Genomic DNA, 16,617 nt, shown 5'->3' on the forward strand with positions numbered 1-16,617 from the left:
TCACGGGGGCACGGGGCCGGCGCGGGCACGGGCGACGGCGGAGTGGGTCCCGAGCCGCCCGAGGGAGAGGGCGACCTGGACCTGCACGGCGACGACCGACCCCGGCTCGACGTGGCAGGCCGACAGGTGCCCACCGTTGGCTTCGGCGACCTCGCCCGCCCGCGCGCACGGGTCCGGATCCCCCGTGACGGCTGCGCTCGCGGCGGCGAGCGCGGCCAGGTCGGCGGCCGAACCGGCGCGGTGGCGGGTCGCCATCCCGAGACCGACCACCACCGCCGCGGCAGCGACGAGGACCAGCACCGCTGACAGGGCCAGCACCCACACGGTGGCCGAACCCCGCTCGTCCCTCACCCGGACGGCCCTCCCGGCTCCTGCCCGGCGACGGCACGAGCGGACACGGTCACCCGCCAGGGCAGCGGACCCAGGGGCGCGATCTCCGCCGAGACGGTCACGAGCACCTCGTCGCCGGTGGTGGCGACCTCCGTGCGAACCCCGGGCGGTCCGGCTCGGCCCGCCCACGCGGTGACCGCGGCGGGTTCCTCGCCGCGGGCAGCCGCCCGCGCAGCCTCCCGCGCGGCGTCCACGCAGCGGAGCTGGGCGCCGACGACCGTGATCGCGGCGACGGCCCCGGCGAGCACCAGCAGCAGCACGGGAAGGACGACCGCGGTCTCCGCGGTGACCATCCCCGCCTGCCCGCGCAGCCCCGGCCGACGCACGCTCCGGACAGGGCGCACGCTCAGGACAGGGTGGCGAGGGCGCGGTCGACCAGCTCGGTGAGGCCGCTGACGATCGAGTCGCCGGACACCACGCGGTAGAGGACGGCCGCGAAGGCGCAGGCGGCGACCGTGCCGACGGCGTACTCGGCGGTGCTCATGCCCGCCTCCCCGGCCACCGCGCGCAACCGGGCCCAGCGCCCGGGGAGAGACGGCTCGGAAGCCGGCTGCGTGGTGGCCGGCTGCGTGGTGGCCGGCTGCGTGGTGGCCGGCTGCGTGGTGGCCGGCTGCGTGGTGGCCGGCTGCGTGGTGGCCGGCTGCGTGGTGGCCGGCTCGGGAATGACCGTGGTGGGCATGGCGTCCTCCTGCATCGAGGCCCCGACGGGGCGGTGCACTCCAGCGTCGAGCCGGCGGCGACCGGTTCCCAGGACGCAGCGGGATCTGTGGAGGACCCCGGCGGCTGTGGACGGCTCAGCCGAAGACGTCGCCGGCGATCCCGAGCACGAGCGGAATCACGCCCAGGCAGACGAAGGCCGGCAGGAAGCACAGCCCGAGCGGCGCCAGCACCCGGATCCCGGCCCGTTGCACCGCTGCCTGCGCTTCCGCGCGGGCGGTGGCGCGGATGTCCGTGGCGAGGGTGCGCAGAGCCGGCACGGCGGCCGCCCCCGACTCTCCCGCCCGGACCAGCGCACGCGCCAGCCCGGCCAGCTCGGCGGGCTGGTCGGCCCACGCCCGGCGTGGTTCTGCACCCATGCGGGACAGCGCCGCGACGCCCCGAAGCCGCCGGCCGAGCGGGCCGGGAACAGCCGCACCCACCGCGGACAGCGCCCCGGTCAGGGGCAGCCCCGCGGACAGGCAGGCGGCGAGCAGCTCGCAGGCGGCCGGTAGTTCGCGGACCAGTGCCGACCGTTCGATGGCGTCCTCGTCGGGATCCGCCGACCGGAGCATCCGCTCGACGACCCCGGCGACGACGACCGCGGCACAGAGACCGGTCATCCCGCCCAGCAGCAGGCCCGCGGCCAGTCCCGCCCCTGCCGCGAGCAGGCGGCGTCGCAGCAGACTCCTGGAGGCACTGTTGCCCGGTTCCCCCCGGGCGTCCGGCAGCAGCACACGACGCGCCCGCGCGCCGACGACGGCCGAGCCCGGCGCCCACAGCGCGACCGCCGCGGCGATCAGCAGCAGCGGCAGCGCGGACGTCATCGCCCGATCCCGCGGACGAGCCGGCCGGTCCAGGCGATGCCGGCCGCCTCCAGCACGACGCCGACCACCAGGAGGACCTGACCCGTCCCGGTACGGGTCAGCACGTGCCAGGGGTCGGCGCCGACCCCGCTGCCCATGGCGAGCCCGAGCAGCGGCAGGCCGGCGAGGAGCCGGGCGCTCGCCCGGGGACCGGCCGTGGCCACCAGCAGCTCGCGGGCGCGTCGCTGCCGATCGCGGAGGTCGTCCTCCACCGCGGAGACGACGGCCGCCAGCGAACACCCGGTGCGCGAGCTGAGCGACACCGCTGCCGACAGCCGGTCGAGCGCCGACGCCGTCCCGTCGGCGTCCGCCGCCGCCGGGCTCCCCTCCGGCTGCGGGGCGAGGACGGCGCGGACGAGCGCCGCCGCGCAGTCGCGATCCGGGCAGTCGACGGCGGCGCTCCGCACCGCCTCCTCCAGCGCCCGACCGGCGCGCAGTTCCGCGGCGAGGGCAGCGAGCGCCTCGGTGAGCGCGGCCAGTCGCGCGGCGGCCGCTGCCCGCCGGGCCCGCTCCTGCCAGCCACGGGCGGCCACCGCCGCGCACCCCGCGGCGAGACCCGCGACCAGCGCCGTGCTCAGCAGAGCCGTGGCACCGCCGGCCGCCATCGCCGCGACCAGCGGGAGCGGCGGCCGGCGTCGAGCGGGGTGCCGGCCATCGGCACCCGCGACCCGGGCCAGCCGGTCGCGGACGACGACCCGGCCGCCCGGCCACACCACCAGGGAGCCGGCCGCCGCCAGCAGCGCCCCGATCACGACGGATCCAGCAGCCGGCGCAGCGCGTCGCCGGCGGGGCACGGGCCGCCGTCGGCCCGCCAGGCCGGCTCGACGACCACGAGCTCGCCCGTCCGGCGCAGCAGGCCGATCTCGTCCACCCGGCGACCCGCCGGGCCACGGCGCAGGTGGACCACGACGTGCAGCGCCGCGGCAGCCTGGCTGTGCACCGCGGCACGGCCCAGCCCCGCGGCCACGCCCAGGGCCTCCAACCGTGCGGGCACCTCGGTGGGCCGGTTGGCGTGCAGGGTGCCGCAGCCGCCGTCGTGCCCGGTGTTGAGCGCAGCCAGGAGGTCGACCACCTCGGCCCCGCGCACCTCGCCGACGACCAGCCGGTCCGGCCGCATGCGCAGCGCCTGCCGGACCAGGTCGCGCAAGGAGACCGCACCAGCGCCCTCGACGTTGGCCGGCCGGGTCAGCAGCCGCACGACGTGGGGGTGGGAGGGGGTCAGCTCGGGGGCGTCCTCGCAGAGCAGCAGCCGCTCCCCGGCCGGAACCGCCCCCAGCAGTGCCGAGAGCAGCGTGGTCTTGCCGGAGCCGGTGCCGCCGGTGACGAGGAACGCCAGCCGCCGTGCGACGACCGCCCGGAGCAGGAACCCGCTCTCCCCCGGCAGCGTGCCCCGCGCGGCCAGCTCGTCCAGCGACCGGGAGCACCGCCGCAGCACCCGCAGCGAGAGGCAGGTGCCTCCCCCGCTCACCGGCGGCAGCACCGCGTGCATCCGGGTGCCGTCGGGCAGTCCGACGTCGACCCACGGCGAGGCGTCGTCCAGCCGCCGGCCGGCGGAGCCGGCGAGCCGGACCGCGAGCCGACGGACCGCGTCGTCGTCGGGGAAGCGGACGTCGGGGACCGGCTCGAGGCCCGCGCCGCGGTCCAGCCAGACCTCGTCCGGCCCGTTGACCAGGACGTCGGTGACCCCGGGCAGCCGCACCAGCGCCTCCAGCGGCCCGGCACCGGCCAGCTCGTCGACGGCGTCACGAACTGCCAGCAGCACGTCGGCGTCACCGAGGAGCCCGCCGGCCTCCTCGCGCACCAGGGCCGCGACGCCCGCCCGCGAGGGCACCGCGTCCTCGGCGGCCAGTCGGGCGCGCACCCGGTCCAGCAGCGACGGGGCGCTCATCCGCGGGCGACGGCGAGCACCCGCCGCGCGAGACCCCCGAGGGGCGTCCGTGCCCCCACGGCCGGCGGCCGCCCCCGCTCGCCCCGTGCCACCAGGGCCCGGTCGGGCGGCAGCTCCCCCAGCACCGGGCGACCCACCACCGCTGCGACGTCGTCGACGCCGAGGCCACCGGGGCACGTCCGGACGACGAGGGACGCCGTCGACCACGGCGACCCCTCGGCGCTGACGAGGAGGCGAGCGGCCGACGCCGAGCGCAGCCGGGCGGGGACCACGAGCAACGCCGCGTCCGCGTCGGCCAGGACGGCACGCGCGCCGGGATCGGGTCCGGCGGCACCGGGGCGTGGGAGATCCACGACCACCGGCCGGCCGGTCGCCCGTGCCGCGTCCACCACCGCGGTCAGCGCCTCGGCAGGCACCGGCACCGCCTGCTCGCGGTCGGCGGCGAGCAGCGGCACGCCCGCCGCCTCCGGCAGGGCCGCGACCAGCGCCTCGCCGGCCACCCTGCCCCGCAGACCCACCAGGTCCGGCCAGCGCAGCCCCTCGGCCAGCTCCGCACCCATCAGGAGGTCCAGCCCGCCGCCCCAGACGTCGGCGTCGACCAGGACGGCTCCCCCGGCCGCCAGCGCCACCCCCGCCGCGAGCGTGCTCGCCCCCGCGCCGCCGCACGCGCCGCCGACGGCCACCAGCGGCCCGCGCTCCACGGGCGCACGCACCGCCGCGGCGCACCGGGCCAGCAGCCACGACTCCTCGGCCGGAAGCACCGCCACCCGCTCCGCGCCCAGCTCGACCGCGGCCGCCCACTCCGCTGCCGGGAGCTCCCCGGCGGTCACGACGACGACCCCGGGACGCCGCGGCAGCGAGCGGAGCGCGCCCGAGCCCAGGGCGTCGGCACCGACCAGGACCAACGGGGCATCCCGGTAGGCCCGCCGCAACGCCGGCCCACCGGCGGCACGCTCGGCCACCGTGCCGGCCGCCGCGAGCAGCCGGAGGACCTCGTCGAGCAGGTCCTCGTCGGCGCTGACGACGAGCGGGCGGGCAGGAGAGTCGGGCGAGGTCGGCAGCACGCACCGACCCCACCCCGGGAGGCCGGATCAGCGCCACGGTGACAGCGCAACTGTGGATCACCCCGAGGGGTGTGGAAACCGGTCCAGAAAGATCGCCGACCTGCCGATCCAGCTACCGTGACCGACGTGACGCGCTCCGCTGCGTTCTTCGACCTGGACAAGACGGTCATCGCCAAGTCCAGCGCGCTCGCCTTCGGCCGGCCCTTCTTCCAGGGCGGGCTGATCAACCGGCGCGCCGTCCTCAAGTCCGCCTACGCCCAGTTCGTCTTCTCCCTGGCCGGCGCCGACGAGCAGCAGATGGACCGGCTGCGCGCGCAGCTCACCGCCATGGTCACCGGCTGGGACGCCGCCGTGGTGCACGACATCGTCCGCGAGACGCTGCACGAGATCGTCGACCCGCTGGTCTACGCCGAGGCCGCAGACCTGATCGAGGAGCACCGCGCCGCCGGCCGAGAGATCGTCATCGTCTCCAGCAGCGGCGCGGAGATGGTCGAGCCGATCGGTGAGATGCTCGGCGTCGACCGCGTCGTCGCCACCCGGCTGGTCGTCCAGGACGGCCGCTACACCGGCGACATCGAGTTCTACGCCTACGGCGAGAACAAGGCCGAGGCCGTGCGCAGGCTGGCCGCCGAGGGCGGCTACGACCTGGCCGACTGCTACGCCTACAGCGACTCCATCACCGACCTGCCGCTGCTGTCGGTCGTCGGGCACCCCACCGCGGTGAACCCCGACCGCGGGCTGCGCAAGGCCGCTCTGGAGCGGGGCTGGCCGGTGCTGCGCTTCGAGCGGCCGGTGACCATCCGGTCCCGCTTCGCCACGCCGTCGACCCCGGTGGTCACCGGTGCAGCGGTCGGTGTCGGCGCCGCCGTCGTCGGCCTGGCCTGGTACGCCCGGCACCGCGCAGCGCGCGCCGGTCTGCTGGGTGCCGACGGTCCGGCGCCGGTTCCCGGCCGCCGTCGTCGCCGCGGCGCCTGACCGGTCTCCCGGCCGACGTGCTGATCGTCGTCCTGGCCTGGCTGGCGGTGCTGGCCGTCTGCGGCACCGCGGCCGTGTTCGGTCACGCGGCCCGGATGAGCTCCCCCACCCCGAGGCAGCGCACCGGCCTGTTCGTGTCGCGCGCGGGGCCCTGGGTCGCCGGGATCACGGCCGTGGGCACCGCCGCCGCGACCGGCGCCTGGCTGCCGGCCGCCGCCCTCGGAGCCGGCGCCGTCACCGTGGTCGCGATGGTCGGACTGGGGCTCGCGCCCCACTGACGGGTCAGCCGCGGAGCAGGCTCTCGCAGATCGCCAGCCCCTCGAGGGCGCCGTGCTCGGTGGCCCGGCAGCAGTGCACGAGCCACGCGGCCAGGCCCTCGGGCGTGCCCGCCGCGTAGCCGGCCAGCGCCTCGCCGTAGGCGTCCCGGCCCAGGTGGAGGAAGCCGACCTCGGGCACCGAGACCGCCTTGGGGTCCAGGCCCCGCGTGATGATCGTCAAGCGCGCAGCGGCCCGCGCGACGACGCCGTCGGCCACCCCGAACGGCGCCAGCGCGGCGATCTCGCCATGCACGAGCGCGGCGACGATCACCGCCGGGACGGCGGTCGACGTGCCGGTGACCAGCGAGAACAGCCCCGACAGCCGCGGACCGGCGTGCGCGCCGGGGCGGCCCAGCGCCGCCTGGTCGGCGAGGTCCGCCGCAGCCAGCACGTGCAGCCGGGCGAGCACCTGCCCCGGCGCCCTGGGCCAGGTCTCCATCATCGAGCCCAGCCCGGCCGAGGTCCGGAGCGCGCCCTGCACGACCGGGTCGTCCACCGAACCGGCCCGCAGCTCGGCCAGGGGAACCTCGACGCCGGCCAGCGCGGCGGAGGCGCGGGCCCCGCGCAGCGCCGACTCGATGCTCACGCCCGCCGACTCCCGGCGCAGGACCTTGTGGCCCAGCAGCCGGTCGATGCCGTGCCGGGCGTCGTGCGCGGCGTCCCGGACCCCCGGCAGGTCGAGCAGCGGGGCCAGCGGATCGGGCGTACCCGGGCGGACGGCGGGGCGCGCGGCGCCGGGACGGACGGGGATGCTCACACCACGACGGTACGAGGCGCGCACCCCCGCTCCGCAGGCCCCTGCCCTACAGTGCCTCCTGCCATGGCCCACATGATCACGTTGCTGCTGGTCCGTCACGGGCAGAGCCAGTGGAACGCCGAGGGCCGCATGCAGGGCCAGACGGCCCACGTGCCGCTCACCCCGCTGGGCCACACCCAGGCGGAGATGGCCGCCGCCCAGCTGGCCGAGCTGAGGCCCGGCGCGCTGATCTCCAGCGACCTCGTGCGCGCGCTGCAGACCGCCGAGCACTGCGCCCGCGCGACCGGGCTGACCGTCTCGACGACGCCGGCGCTGCGCGAGCAGGGGTACGGCGTGCTCGAGGGCAGGCCGTCGCACGAGCTCTGGGACGTCGTCGACTGGACCGACGCCCACTGGTCGGCCGAGGGCGGCGAGAGCCTCGCCGAGCTGCACGCCCGGGTGGCGGCATTCCTGGGTCAGCTCTGCGCGGACCCCCCGGCGGACGTCGTCGCCCTGGTCACCCACGGCGACACGATCCGCGCCGTCCAGGCCGTCGTGGCCGGGCTCGGGCCCGACGCGATGCCGGCGGTCACGCCGCACAACGGCTCGGTCACCCGCTTGGAGATCTGCGAGTGACCGAGCGCGCCGTCAGCTGACGTCGACCAGGTCGATGACGAAGACGAGGGTGGCGTCGCCAGGGATCGGGCCCTGCCCCTGCGGCCCGTAGCCGAGCTCGCTGGGAATGGTGACCGAGCGCCGGCCGCCCTCCTTCATGCCGGTGATCCCCTGGTCGAAGCCGTCGATGACCATGCCGGAGCCGAGCTGCACGGGCAGGGTCTCGTCCTCCCCGCGGCTCCAGGAGGAGTCGAACTCCTTGCCCGTCTCGTAGAAGGCACCCACGTACTTCACCTCGACGGTGCTGCCCCCGACGGCCTCCTCGCCGTCACCGACCACCACGTCGTCGATGACCAGCTCCGTGGGCACCTTCCCGTCCGACGCCGGGACCTTCGGCGCGGTGCCGAGGTCGGTGCTGATCTCCGACGAACCGCTCGAGGCCGCCGGGTCGTCATCACCACAGGCGGAGAGCGGGAGGAGCAGGGAGAGCGCGAGGAGCGCCCCGGGCACGGTGCGGCGGGTCATGCCCGCCATGCTCCCAGAGGGACCGGCGCCCCCCGGACGCCACGGTCGGTGCTCATTCGGCGCCGAGCGCGTCGGCCATGCGGTGGTGCGCCGCCGCCTCCTACGCGCGGCTGAGCCGCTCGAGGGTGCGGGCCAGCGCCCGCCGCGCCCAGCCGTTCGCCGGTGCCAGCTCGACCAGCCGGCTCAGCGACTCCTCGGCGCGCGCCAGCTGCGCGGAACCGAAGTAGGCGCGGGACAGCAGCTCCAGCGCCGCCTCGTTGCGCGGCTCGGCGTCGACGACGGCCTGCATGATGCGGGCGGCCTCGGCCGGCTGGCCCATGTTCAGGAAGAGGTCGGCGCGGAGGAACTCCGAGTGCAGGTCGAGCTCGAACTCCCGGGTCATGGCGGCTGCAACGCGGCCCGCCTCCGACCGCTTCCCGTGCTCAGTCCTCCGGGTCGGGGTACCGGGCGCCCGCCGCCAGCCCGGTCCCGTCGGCGATCCGCGCCTCGCGCCCGACGAGGGTGATCTCGCCGTCGCCGCCGACCGAGGCCCCGGACCCCACCTCGACGTTGTCGTCGAGCACCGCCCGGGTGACCGTTGCCCCGGACCGGACCCGCACCCCGCGCAGCAGCACCGAGTCGACGACGGTCGCGCCACGCTCCACCACGACGCCCGGCGAGAGCACCGATCCCCGCACGTTCCCGGACACCCTGGTCCCCCCGGAGAGCAGGCTGTTCTCGATCTGCCCGTCGTCGAGCACGCGGGCAGCGCTGTGCCGACCACCCCGGGTGTGCACCGGCCAGTTCGGGTCGTCGAGGTCCAGCGGCGGGTCCTCGTCCAGGAACTCGCGGTGCGTGCGCCAGTAGGAGTCGATGGTGCCGACGTCGCGCCAGTAGCCGTTCAGCGGGTAGGCACGGGCCAGACCGTCCTTCGTCTGGGCCGGGAGCAGGGAGTCCCCGAGGTCCTCCAGCCCGTCCTCGCCCGCCTCGCGGCTCAACGCCTCCAGCCGGTCGAGGGTGGACTCCGGCGAGAAGACGAACACCTCGTTGGTGGCGGTCGTCGTCGCCGGGTCGTCGGGCTTGTAGGCGTAGGAGGTCACCCGGCCGCCCTCCCCGACCTCGACGATCCCGTAGCGCGAGGCGTCGTCGGCCGCCACCTCGGTGGTCACCATGGTGACCTCGGCGCCGGAGCCCAGGTGGGCGTCGACGACCTCCCTGTAGTCCAGCTTGTAGACCGCGTCCGCGCTGACCACCACGAGCGCGTCGGGGTCGAACTGCCGGACGAGCTCGCTCTGCCGCCACAGGCCGTCGGCGGTGCCCTCGGTGAACCCGCCGCGCTCGCTGCCCTGGAACGGCAGCAGCATCATCATCCCGCCGGTGGTGCGGTCCAGGTCCCACGGCCGGCCGTTGGCCAGGTGCTCGTTGACCGACTGCGGCTGGTACTGCACCGACACCCAGACGTCGGCGATCGCGGAGTGCTGGCAGTTCGACAGGGGGAAGTCGATCAGCCGGTAGACCCCGGCGAACGGGACGGCCGGCTTGGCCCGTTGTTCGGTGAGCAGTTCCAGCCGGTTGCCCTTGCCACCGGCGAGCACCAGCACGAGGACCTTGGGGAGCGCCATGGCCTCCCGCTACCCGTCCCCGACGGCGCACACCCGTCGTCCGCGGAACCGTCCGGCGTGTGTGCGCACGGCGCGCACGCTCGAGCAGGCACCATCCCGGCGTGCTCGACGACGCCTTGCCCGCCCTCGCCGCCCCGCCGAACTGGACCACGGCGATCGTGACCGGCTCTGCCACCCTGGTCTCCGCCCTGGTGGCGGCCACGGTCGTGCTCGTCCTCGAGCGCTGGCGACGCCGCTCGGCGCACGAGCAGTGGCTGCTGGACCGTCGCCTCGAGCTCTACCACCAGGTGTTCGACGTCGTGACCGAGTTCGACCACGCGGTGGACGCCTACCTCCAGGCCCGTCGCGGCACGCACGCCGGAGTGCTGGGCTCCACCGAGAGCGTGTCGGACGCAGCCGCGGACGTCCGCCGCGGCTCGCTGCGCCTGATGGCGCTGCGCACCCGCATGCCCCTGGTGGCCTCCGATGCGGCCACGGCCGCGGTCGGGCAGATCGTCCTCGCGGCGGACCGGGTGCACTCGGCGGTGCGCGCCGGCACGGAGGACAAGGTGGCCGACCTCGACGGCCAGGTCTACCTGACGACCGCGTCCTTCACCGAGCTGGTCCGTCTCGAGCTGGCCGCGTCCGCGCCGCCCCGCCGCTGACCCGCGCGGAGCTCAGGCGGGGAGATCTCCCCCGGGGCCGGCCGCCTCGGCCAGCAACCGCTCGCGCAGCTCGGCGGGGAGCCGGTCGACGTAGACGGTGCCGTCGAGGTGGTCGACCTCGTGCTGCAGGCAGCGGGCGGCCATCCCGGTGGCCTCGATCGACACCGGCTTCCCCGCCGTGTCCACGCCGTCGACGCGGGCCCGGAACGCCCGGCTCAGCTCGGCGTAGGGGCCGGGCACCGAGAGGCATCCCTCCTCGTCCAGCTCCTCGGCGGGCTCCCCGTCCCGAGGCTCCAGCACCGTGAGGACGGGGTTGACGACGTAGCCCATGACGTCGCGGCCGTCCGCGTCCGGGCAGTCGATGACGAACACCCGGGCGTCGACGCCGATCTGGTTGGCCGCGAGCCCGACGCCGTCGGCGGCCTCCATGCTGGCGAACATGTCGAGGACCAGCCGCCGGAGTCCCTCGTCGAAGGCCGTGACCTCGGTGCAGCGGCGGTGCAGGACCGGGTTGCTGCCGTAGGTGACGATCGGCCGGGCGACGCCGTCGTAACGGCCGAACAGGCGCATGGGAGCCGATCCTAGGGACCGCCGACGTCCCCTCGACAGTCCGAGCGGGTGGGGCTGCGGTCCGGCACCACACGTCGTACTGTCCGGTCATCGCCAGCGACCGGCCCCGGAGGGCCGGTGACCGAGGCCGTCCAACAACCGGCGGTCTCGATCTGCCGCCCTGCGGTACGCCTCCCACCGGGAGCCCGGCCATGTCCTCCACCGTCCTCTCCACCCCCCAGGTCCACCAGGACCCCACCGATGCCGCTGCCGAGCGCTGCCGCGCGCTGGAGGCGGAGGTCGCCCAGCTGCGCACGGCGATGGCCAGCCGCGCGGTGATCGAGCAGGCCAAGGGCGTGCTCATGCTGCTGACCAACTGCGGCGAGGACGGCTCGTTCGACCTGCTGGCGCACATCTCCAGCCACACCCACCGGAAGGTCCGCGACGTCGCCCAGGCGCTCGTCGCGTCGGCGACCGGCCGCACCCGACTGCCCGCGGACCTGGCCGCGATCCTGCGCGACGCCTGCCCGCCCGCGCAGCGGCCGGGCTGACCGTCCGGCCCGCCGGGCAGCGGGTGGGAGTCCTCCGGCAGGATCGCGAGCGAGCCGTGCGGCGGGCCGCGCACGGGCCGCCGAGGAGGGAGCCCGGATGTTCTACGTCCTCGCCAGGTTCGTCGTCCGGCCGCTGTTCTGGCTGCTGTTCCGCCCGCACGTGACCGGTCGGGAGAACGTGCCGCTGCAGGGTCCGGTCATCTTCGCCAGCAACCACCTGTCGTTCATCGACAGCATCGTCATCCCGACGGTGGCACCGCGCCGGGTCGCCTACCTGGCGAAGGCCGAGTACTTCACCGGGTCCGGGATCGCCGGCTGGTTCACCCGCACCCTGTTCACCGCGCTCGGGGCCCTGCCGGTCGAGCGGGAGACCCATCGTGCCGCGCAGGCCGCGTTGGACACGGCGCTCACCGTGCTCCAGCAGGACGGCGGGTTCGGCATCTACCCGGAGGGAACGCGGTCGCGTGACGGCCGGCTGGCCCGCGGGAAGACCGGTGTCGCCTGGCTGGCGCTCACCGCGGACTGCCCCGTCGTCCCGGTGGCGGTCGCCGGGACCGACCGGGTGCAGCCCATCGGTGCGCGCTGGCCGCGTCCGGTGCCCGTGTCGGTCACCTTCGGCACCCCGCTGACCTTCCCCGATCTCCGCGGGAAGGCGGGCAACGGCCGGGCGCGGCGTGCGGCGACCGACCGGATCATGCTGGCGATCGCCGAGCTCTCCGGCCAGGAGAAGGCCGGCTGGGACGCCCCCGAGGTGGCGTGAGCGGGCGTCAGCCGTCGGTGAGCCGCGCCCGCACGTCGTCGGGCCAGGGCTGCGGGCGACCGTCGGCGACCGACACGTAGGTGGTGCGCACGACGCAGCACACCCGCTCGTCCACGCGCACGGTGAAGCGGACCGTGACGCTGGTGCGGCCGACCTTCTCGGTCTCGGCGTCGACGGCGACGGTGTCGCCCCAGCGGGCGGACGACGACCACTCCAGTGCGCTGGCCTTGACCACCGGGTCCACCCCGCGGGCGACCAGCTCGTCCCACTCGAACCCCTGCGAGGCCCACCACCCGTTGGACGCCTCGTCGGCCCAGGTCAGGTAGTGGGCGTTGAAGACGACCCCCTGCTGGTCGCACTCGACGTAGCGGACGGGGGAGCTCCAGACCTCGGGCACGGGGCAGAACGGTAGCCGGAGCGCCGTCTACGGTCTGGGCGTGGATCCCGATCTCCAGCCGATCGAGCAGGTCGCCCCGGATGCGCTGGACGCCTACCGGTCGCCGTCGCAGCGCGTGCTGGACAAGGAGATCGGCTTCCTCGACACCTACTGCCGCGACTTCATCGCGCTCTCCCCGTTCGCCACGCTCTCGACCGCGTCGGCCGACGGCTGGCCGGAGGTCTCCCCGCGCGGTGGGGCGCCGGGGTTCGTGCACGTGCTCGACGAGCACCGGCTGGCGCTGCCCGACCGGGTGGGCAACAACCGGATCGACAGCCTCCGCAACCTGGCGGAGAACCCACGGGCGGCCCTGATGTTCCTCGTCCCCGGGTTCGACGAGACGCTGCGCGTGTACGGGACGGCGTCGGTCGTGGGCCCCGACGACCTGGGAGCGGACTTCACCGAGTTCGGGAAGAAGCCGCTCTCGGTGCTGGTGCTGCGGGTGACCAAGGCGTACTTCCAGTGCCCCAAGTCGGTCATGCGGTCCGGGCTGTGGGATCCCGAGCGCCGGGCGGACCGCTCGACCTACCCGTCGTTCGGCACGGTGCTGCGCGCGCACTGCGAGGACACCACGATCACCACCGACGACGCGGTGATGCGGGCGGCGCTGAGCGAGGAGCTCTAGTTCTGTCGGTGGGCGCCCCTAGCCTGCGACCATGCCCTTCGACGTGCAGATCGTGGTCGACAGCTCCTCCCCTCATGCGCTCGCCGACTGGTGGGCCGAGGCGCTCGGCTGGCAGGTCGAGCCGCAGGACGAGGCCTTCATCCGCCGCATGGTGGAGTCGGGCGCCGTGCCCGAGGCGGCCACCACGACGCATCGCGGCGCTCTGGTCTGGAGGACCGGCGCAGCGCTGACCTCACCCGAGCCCGGCCGGCCGCGGGTGCTGTTCCAGCTGGTGCCGGAGGCCAAGACCGTCAAGAACCGGCTGCACCTCGACGTGCGGGTCGGGGCCGACCGGCAGGAGGCCGAGGTCGCACGGCTGGTCGGTCTCGGCGCGCGTGAGCTGTGGCGAGGTGCGCAGGGCCCCTCCACGTGGGTGACGCTCGCGGACCCGGAGGGCAACGAGTTCTGCGTGGCCTGAGGCGGGCCCCTCAGCTGGCGCGGAGGTCCCGGGCGAGCTTGCGGTCGGCCACGGTGCGCGCGGCCATCTGGCGGACGCGTTCCCGCCGGGGTCTGCGGTCGGTGCCGAGATAGCGCGCGTCCTCGACGAGCTGGAACGCGGCGAGCACGCTCGCCTTGATCTCACGCGCCCGCGGGACAGCGGGGCGTACCGGCTCGGCCGACGTCATGGAGACCCCCTTCTCCGGGGAGAGCCGCCACGCGCCCCCGTGCGGACATGGTGCCCCCCTTTCGGCAACGCCAACCCTGAGTGTGACCAATTGGTGTCGATGGGTCACGTGTGACGAGCAGTGACTGTTGCGTGACCTGAGGCAGCAGTCCGCGACCCGCGCCGGCTCCGACCGCACTCCGTACCGTCCTGCGCATGGCGAACCAGACGCGGCTCGGTCGGACCGCGGCGCGCGCGCTCGGCCGGCTGCTCGGGCTGCGCCGAGCAGCCGCCCCGGCACCCGGGTCGACAGGACCCGACCTCGACTACCGACCCCGCGACGACGGTCGCCCCGATCCCGGTGAGGTCGTCTGGGCCTGGGTCCCCTACGACGAGGGTGACGGCAGGGGGAAGGACCGCCCGGTCCTGGTCATCGGCCGGCGCGGGAACCAGCTGCTGGGGCTGATCCTGACCAGCAAGGACCACGACCGGGACGCCGCCGACGAGGCGCGACACGGCCGCACGTGGACCGACATCGGCAGCGGGGTCTGGGACTCCCGCGGGCGTCCGAGCGAGGTACGGCTGGACCGGTTGCTCGTGCTCGATCCCGCGACCGTGCGCCGGGAAGGAGCGGCGCTGGACCGCGCCCGTTTCGATCGCGTCGTCGCCGAGGCCCGGCGCATCCAGGGCTGGTGACGGCGCGCGGTCAGTCGGCGACCGACTCGTCCCGCGCGGGCCGCCGCACCGGCGGCCGCAGGTTGTAGACACCGACACCGTCGCTGAGCGGCTCCAGGTCGTAGCGGTGGACCACCTTGGGGCCACCGTGCAGGTGCACGTGCGTCACCGTCGGGAGCGGATCACCGTGCCGCGCCTCCCGGATCTGCACCCTCCCGTCGAGGGGCCCGCCGATGAAGAGCAGCACCGAGTCCTCGGTGTCGCCCTCCGTGTCGTGCTCTGCGGCGGCCGCGTTCTCCTCGGACAGCTCCGGTCTCCTCCCGCTCGTGCGCCGACCCACGAGAGTAGGCCGGGAGCGGCCGGTCGTCAGGTGGCTCGGCACCCGGGCGAGGGGGCTGCGCTGGTGCTCGGGGGCGCCGCAGGGCACGGTGAGCCGGTGTTCGTCGTCGTCTCGGGGCTGCCCGGCACCGGGAAGACGGCGGTGGCCCACGAGCTCGCCGTCCGGTGCGGCTGGGTGCAGGTGTCCATCGACCAGATCGAGGACGCGCTGCTCGGGGCCGGGCTCCCGCGTTCCCGCACGACGGGGATCGCGGCGTACGAGGCAGCGCGAGCGGTGGCCGAGCAGAACCTGGCGCTCGGGCGCTCCGTCGTCGTCGACGCGGTGAACGACAGCGAGCCTGCCCGCGCCACGTGGCGGATGGTGGCCCGGCGGGGCATCACGCCCGTCTTCGTCCTCCTCGAGCTGGGCGACGAGGCCGAGCACCGCCGGCGGCTGGCGGCGCGGCAGCGGGGGCTGGCGCACGTTGCCGAACCCACCTGGGACCAGGTGACCGCACGGGCAGCGGCCTATGAACCGTGGCCCGAGGGCGACTACCTGCGCGTGGACGCCGCACGGCCGGTGACCGAGATCGGAACGGAGCTGCTCCGGCTGCTCGGCCTTCCGTGACCGTCACGCGTCCGGTCGCGGCCTCCGCAGCCACCGGGCCACGAGCGGCGCGCTGAACAGCATCACGAACAGCCGCAGCACCTGGACCGCCAGCACGAACGTCGTGTCGGCTCCGGCGTCGCGAGCGGTGGCGAGCACCGCGTAGAGCCCGCCGGGCGTCGTCGCCAGGTAGCCGTCGAGAGCGCTGGCGCCGGTGATCCCGGCCAGCACGGCACCGAGCCCGGCGCAGGCGAGGACGAGCGCACCCATGACGGCGAGCGCCAGCGGGAGCGCCCGGCCGATCGTGGCGAGGCTGGCGCGCGTGAAGCTCACGCCGACCTGCAGACCGATCACGAGGAAGGCCGCGCTCTCCACGAGCCCGGGCACCTCGGCGCCGTGCGAGAGCCCGGTGAGGTCGGCGACGGCGCCGGCGACCAGGGGGCCCAGGAGGGCCGCGACCGGCACGTGCAACAGCCGCCCGACGACCAGGCCCACCGCCGAGCAGCCGACCGTGAAGGCCAGGCCCGCCGGCCAGCCCGGCCCGTCGGCGTCGGCGAGCACCCCGGATCCGGCCTCGGCGCCGTACACCGCGGTCGCCGCCACCGGCATGAGCAGCACGATGAGCAGGACGCGCAGGTACTGGAGGACCGCGACCATGCGCTCGTCGGCGCCGAGGTCGCGGGCCATCACCACGATGCCGCTGGCTCCGCCGGCGATCATGGCGAACGCCCCCGTGACCGGGCTGATGCCGCGCTGCAGCCGGAACGCCGCCCCCGCGAGGAGGCTGAGCGCCAGCGTGCCCACCGTCGTCAGCAGGACGGGCAGCCAGTTCGACGCCACCGCGCGCAGCGTCTCGGGATCGACCAGCACACCCATGGAGACCCCGATGACCGCCTGACCCGCGGTCCCCGCGGCCTCCGGGACCCGCGCGACCGTGCGGCCCGCCAGGGCCCGGACCAGCCCGGCGATCAGCCCGCCGAACAGCGCCGGCGAGGGCAGTCCGGCCAGGGCGACGGCGACGCTCACCGCGATCCCCCCGGCGACGACGAGCGCGACGTCGAGCAACCGCGCACCCGGCGTGCCGCCCACCCCGTCCCCCGATCGCCGCTCCGGTCGCCGGCGAACACTCTGCCGGT

Annotated in this window: 26 protein-coding genes; 10 read left to right on the forward strand and 16 right to left on the reverse strand. The window is 75.6% G+C overall.

Going from position 1 to position 16,617, the window contains the following annotated elements; translation table 11 throughout:
• The 7 genes from DQ237_RS09635 to ssd all read right to left on the reverse strand — a co-directional run bounded on the left by DQ237_RS09635 (position 1) and on the right by ssd (position 4,904).
• Positions 1 to 351: an Rv3654c family TadE-like protein gene (locus tag DQ237_RS09635; protein ID WP_205730150.1), complete on the reverse strand. Its 351-nt coding sequence runs from the start codon at positions 349 to 351 to the stop codon at positions 1 to 3.
• Positions 348 to 734: a TadE family type IV pilus minor pilin gene (locus DQ237_RS09640; RefSeq protein ID WP_240619541.1), complete on the reverse strand. Its 387-nt coding sequence runs from the start codon at positions 732 to 734 to the stop codon at positions 348 to 350. Before DQ237_RS09640 ends, DQ237_RS09635 begins: the two co-directional genes overlap by 4 nt.
• A gap of 2 nt (positions 735 to 736) precedes the next feature.
• On the reverse strand, positions 737 to 1,069 hold the full coding sequence (locus DQ237_RS09645; RefSeq protein ID WP_113800068.1) for a DUF4244 domain-containing protein: 333 nt from the start codon (positions 1,067 to 1,069) through the stop codon (positions 737 to 739).
• 115 nt (positions 1,070 to 1,184) lie between these two features.
• The gene (locus tag DQ237_RS09650) at positions 1,185 to 1,913 is read right to left on the reverse strand and encodes a type II secretion system F family protein (protein ID WP_113799601.1); all 729 of its coding nucleotides are present in this window, start codon (positions 1,911 to 1,913) and stop codon (positions 1,185 to 1,187) included.
• Complete coding sequence (locus DQ237_RS09655) at positions 1,910 to 2,704, reverse strand: type II secretion system F family protein (RefSeq protein WP_113799603.1); 795 nt, start codon at positions 2,702 to 2,704, stop codon at positions 1,910 to 1,912. The genes DQ237_RS09650 and DQ237_RS09655 overlap by 4 nt, the downstream gene beginning before the upstream one ends.
• Entirely contained in the window at positions 2,701 to 3,840 is a 1,140-nt protein-coding gene (locus DQ237_RS09660; protein WP_113799604.1) for a TadA family conjugal transfer-associated ATPase, read from the reverse strand. Before DQ237_RS09660 ends, DQ237_RS09655 begins: the two co-directional genes overlap by 4 nt.
• Positions 3,837 to 4,904, reverse strand: coding sequence for a septum site-determining protein Ssd (ssd, locus tag DQ237_RS09665; protein WP_240619542.1), 1,068 nt, complete (start codon positions 4,902 to 4,904; stop codon positions 3,837 to 3,839). Before ssd ends, DQ237_RS09660 begins: the two co-directional genes overlap by 4 nt.
• 126 nt (positions 4,905 to 5,030) lie before the next feature.
• On the opposite strand from ssd, the gene DQ237_RS09670 reads away from it, so the two are divergent.
• Both DQ237_RS09670 and DQ237_RS09675 read left to right on the forward strand, forming a co-directional pair.
• Positions 5,031 to 5,879 carry an HAD family phosphatase gene (locus DQ237_RS09670; protein ID WP_113800074.1) on the forward strand — a complete coding sequence of 283 codons (849 nt, stop codon included), beginning with the start codon at positions 5,031 to 5,033 and terminating at the stop codon, positions 5,877 to 5,879.
• Positions 5,880 to 5,896: 17 nt separating this feature from the next.
• Positions 5,897 to 6,157 (forward strand): hypothetical protein, encoded by a 261-nt coding sequence (locus DQ237_RS09675; protein ID WP_113799606.1) that lies wholly within the window; start codon positions 5,897 to 5,899, stop codon positions 6,155 to 6,157.
• Between the two features lie 4 nt (positions 6,158 to 6,161).
• Here the strand turns inward: DQ237_RS09675 and DQ237_RS09680 are convergent, their stop codons facing one another.
• Positions 6,162 to 6,953: an oxidoreductase gene (locus DQ237_RS09680; protein WP_113799607.1), complete on the reverse strand. Its 792-nt coding sequence runs from the start codon at positions 6,951 to 6,953 to the stop codon at positions 6,162 to 6,164.
• A 63-nt stretch (positions 6,954 to 7,016) separates the two neighbouring features.
• On the opposite strand from DQ237_RS09680, the gene DQ237_RS09685 reads away from it, so the two are divergent.
• On the forward strand, positions 7,017 to 7,568 hold the full coding sequence (locus tag DQ237_RS09685) for a histidine phosphatase family protein (protein ID WP_113799609.1): 552 nt from the start codon (positions 7,017 to 7,019) through the stop codon (positions 7,566 to 7,568).
• A gap of 12 nt (positions 7,569 to 7,580) precedes the next feature.
• Here DQ237_RS09685 and DQ237_RS09690 read toward each other — a convergent pair whose 3' ends face one another.
• The 3 genes from DQ237_RS09690 to DQ237_RS09700 form a co-directional block, all read right to left on the reverse strand.
• The gene (locus DQ237_RS09690) at positions 7,581 to 8,072 is read right to left on the reverse strand and encodes an FKBP-type peptidyl-prolyl cis-trans isomerase (RefSeq protein WP_113800076.1); all 492 of its coding nucleotides are present in this window, start codon (positions 8,070 to 8,072) and stop codon (positions 7,581 to 7,583) included.
• A 100-nt stretch (positions 8,073 to 8,172) separates the two neighbouring features.
• Complete coding sequence (locus DQ237_RS09695; protein WP_113799611.1) at positions 8,173 to 8,454, reverse strand: tetratricopeptide repeat protein; 282 nt, start codon at positions 8,452 to 8,454, stop codon at positions 8,173 to 8,175.
• A 40-nt stretch (positions 8,455 to 8,494) separates the two neighbouring features.
• Entirely contained in the window at positions 8,495 to 9,673 is a 1,179-nt protein-coding gene (locus DQ237_RS09700) for a glucose-1-phosphate adenylyltransferase family protein (protein ID WP_113799613.1), read from the reverse strand.
• Positions 9,674 to 9,774: 101 nt separating this feature from the next.
• Here DQ237_RS09700 and DQ237_RS09705 point away from each other — a divergent pair, with 101 nt between their 5' ends.
• Positions 9,775 to 10,317, forward strand: a complete 543-nt coding sequence (locus DQ237_RS09705) for a hypothetical protein (RefSeq protein ID WP_113799614.1) — start codon at positions 9,775 to 9,777, stop codon at positions 10,315 to 10,317.
• Positions 10,318 to 10,329: 12 nt separating this feature from the next.
• On the opposite strand, the gene def is transcribed toward DQ237_RS09705, so the two are convergent.
• Positions 10,330 to 10,887, reverse strand: coding sequence for a peptide deformylase (gene def, locus DQ237_RS09710; protein WP_113799616.1), 558 nt, complete (start codon positions 10,885 to 10,887; stop codon positions 10,330 to 10,332).
• A gap of 191 nt (positions 10,888 to 11,078) precedes the next feature.
• Between def and DQ237_RS09715 the strand changes: the two genes are divergently transcribed.
• Positions 11,079 to 11,417 carry an ANTAR domain-containing protein gene (locus DQ237_RS09715; RefSeq protein ID WP_113799617.1) on the forward strand — a complete coding sequence of 113 codons (339 nt, stop codon included), beginning with the start codon at positions 11,079 to 11,081 and terminating at the stop codon, positions 11,415 to 11,417.
• Between the two features lie 97 nt (positions 11,418 to 11,514).
• Entirely contained in the window at positions 11,515 to 12,177 is a 663-nt protein-coding gene (locus DQ237_RS09720) for a 1-acyl-sn-glycerol-3-phosphate acyltransferase (protein WP_113799619.1), read from the forward strand.
• Positions 12,178 to 12,184: 7 nt separating this feature from the next.
• Here the strand turns inward: DQ237_RS09720 and DQ237_RS09725 are convergent, their stop codons facing one another.
• Positions 12,185 to 12,574 carry a thioesterase family protein gene (locus tag DQ237_RS09725; protein WP_113799621.1) on the reverse strand — a complete coding sequence of 130 codons (390 nt, stop codon included), beginning with the start codon at positions 12,572 to 12,574 and terminating at the stop codon, positions 12,185 to 12,187.
• Between the two features lie 40 nt (positions 12,575 to 12,614).
• Between DQ237_RS09725 and DQ237_RS09730 the strand changes: the two genes are divergently transcribed.
• Positions 12,615 to 13,238, forward strand: a complete 624-nt coding sequence (locus DQ237_RS09730) for an MSMEG_1061 family FMN-dependent PPOX-type flavoprotein (RefSeq protein WP_240619543.1) — start codon at positions 12,615 to 12,617, stop codon at positions 13,236 to 13,238.
• A gap of 31 nt (positions 13,239 to 13,269) precedes the next feature.
• On the forward strand, positions 13,270 to 13,695 hold the full coding sequence (locus DQ237_RS09735) for a VOC family protein (protein ID WP_113799623.1): 426 nt from the start codon (positions 13,270 to 13,272) through the stop codon (positions 13,693 to 13,695).
• Between the two features lie 10 nt (positions 13,696 to 13,705).
• On the opposite strand, the gene DQ237_RS09740 is transcribed toward DQ237_RS09735, so the two are convergent.
• A complete protein-coding gene (locus DQ237_RS09740; RefSeq protein WP_113799625.1) occupies positions 13,706 to 13,903 on the reverse strand; it encodes a hypothetical protein in 198 nt (65 codons plus the stop codon).
• Positions 13,904 to 14,097: 194 nt separating this feature from the next.
• On the opposite strand from DQ237_RS09740, the gene DQ237_RS09745 reads away from it, so the two are divergent.
• Positions 14,098 to 14,577 (forward strand): type II toxin-antitoxin system PemK/MazF family toxin, encoded by a 480-nt coding sequence (locus DQ237_RS09745; protein WP_113799627.1) that lies wholly within the window; start codon positions 14,098 to 14,100, stop codon positions 14,575 to 14,577.
• A 10-nt stretch (positions 14,578 to 14,587) separates the two neighbouring features.
• Here the strand turns inward: DQ237_RS09745 and DQ237_RS09750 are convergent, their stop codons facing one another.
• Complete coding sequence (locus DQ237_RS09750; protein ID WP_240619544.1) at positions 14,588 to 14,896, reverse strand: hypothetical protein; 309 nt, start codon at positions 14,894 to 14,896, stop codon at positions 14,588 to 14,590.
• A 30-nt stretch (positions 14,897 to 14,926) separates the two neighbouring features.
• Here DQ237_RS09750 and DQ237_RS09755 point away from each other — a divergent pair, with 30 nt between their 5' ends.
• Positions 14,927 to 15,502: an AAA family ATPase gene (locus DQ237_RS09755; RefSeq protein WP_166509560.1), complete on the forward strand. Its 576-nt coding sequence runs from the start codon at positions 14,927 to 14,929 to the stop codon at positions 15,500 to 15,502.
• Between the two features lie 3 nt (positions 15,503 to 15,505).
• Here the strand turns inward: DQ237_RS09755 and DQ237_RS09760 are convergent, their stop codons facing one another.
• Entirely contained in the window at positions 15,506 to 16,570 is a 1,065-nt protein-coding gene (locus tag DQ237_RS09760) for an AbrB family transcriptional regulator (RefSeq protein WP_113799631.1), read from the reverse strand.
• Positions 16,571 to 16,617: the final 47 nt, after the last annotated feature.

The organism is Blastococcus sp. TF02-8 (assembly GCF_003319175.1).
Lineage (GTDB): Bacteria > Actinomycetota > Actinomycetes > Mycobacteriales > Geodermatophilaceae > Blastococcus.

Coding starts and splice junctions, on each gene's coding strand:
- DQ237_RS09645 (WP_113800068.1), bottom strand. CDS start 1,069: ATGCCCACCACGGTCATTCCCGAGCCGGCCACCACGCAGCCGGCCACC.
- DQ237_RS09650 (WP_113799601.1), bottom strand. CDS start 1,913: ATGACGTCCGCGCTGCCGCTGCTGCTGATCGCCGCGGCGGTCGCGCTG.
- DQ237_RS09660 (WP_113799604.1), bottom strand. CDS start 3,840: ATGAGCGCCCCGTCGCTGCTGGACCGGGTGCGCGCCCGACTGGCCGCC.
- DQ237_RS09685 (WP_113799609.1), top strand. CDS start 7,017: ATGGCCCACATGATCACGTTGCTGCTGGTCCGTCACGGGCAGAGCCAG.
- DQ237_RS09690 (WP_113800076.1), bottom strand. CDS start 8,072: ATGACCCGCCGCACCGTGCCCGGGGCGCTCCTCGCGCTCTCCCTGCTC.
- DQ237_RS09695 (WP_113799611.1), bottom strand. CDS start 8,454: ATGACCCGGGAGTTCGAGCTCGACCTGCACTCGGAGTTCCTCCGCGCC.
- DQ237_RS09700 (WP_113799613.1), bottom strand. CDS start 9,673: ATGGCGCTCCCCAAGGTCCTCGTGCTGGTGCTCGCCGGTGGCAAGGGC.
- def (WP_113799616.1), bottom strand. CDS start 10,887: ATGCGCCTGTTCGGCCGTTACGACGGCGTCGCCCGGCCGATCGTCACC.
- DQ237_RS09715 (WP_113799617.1), top strand. CDS start 11,079: ATGTCCTCCACCGTCCTCTCCACCCCCCAGGTCCACCAGGACCCCACC.
- DQ237_RS09720 (WP_113799619.1), top strand. CDS start 11,515: ATGTTCTACGTCCTCGCCAGGTTCGTCGTCCGGCCGCTGTTCTGGCTG.
- DQ237_RS09735 (WP_113799623.1), top strand. CDS start 13,270: ATGCCCTTCGACGTGCAGATCGTGGTCGACAGCTCCTCCCCTCATGCG.
- DQ237_RS09740 (WP_113799625.1), bottom strand. CDS start 13,903: ATGACGTCGGCCGAGCCGGTACGCCCCGCTGTCCCGCGGGCGCGTGAG.
- DQ237_RS09745 (WP_113799627.1), top strand. CDS start 14,098: ATGGCGAACCAGACGCGGCTCGGTCGGACCGCGGCGCGCGCGCTCGGC.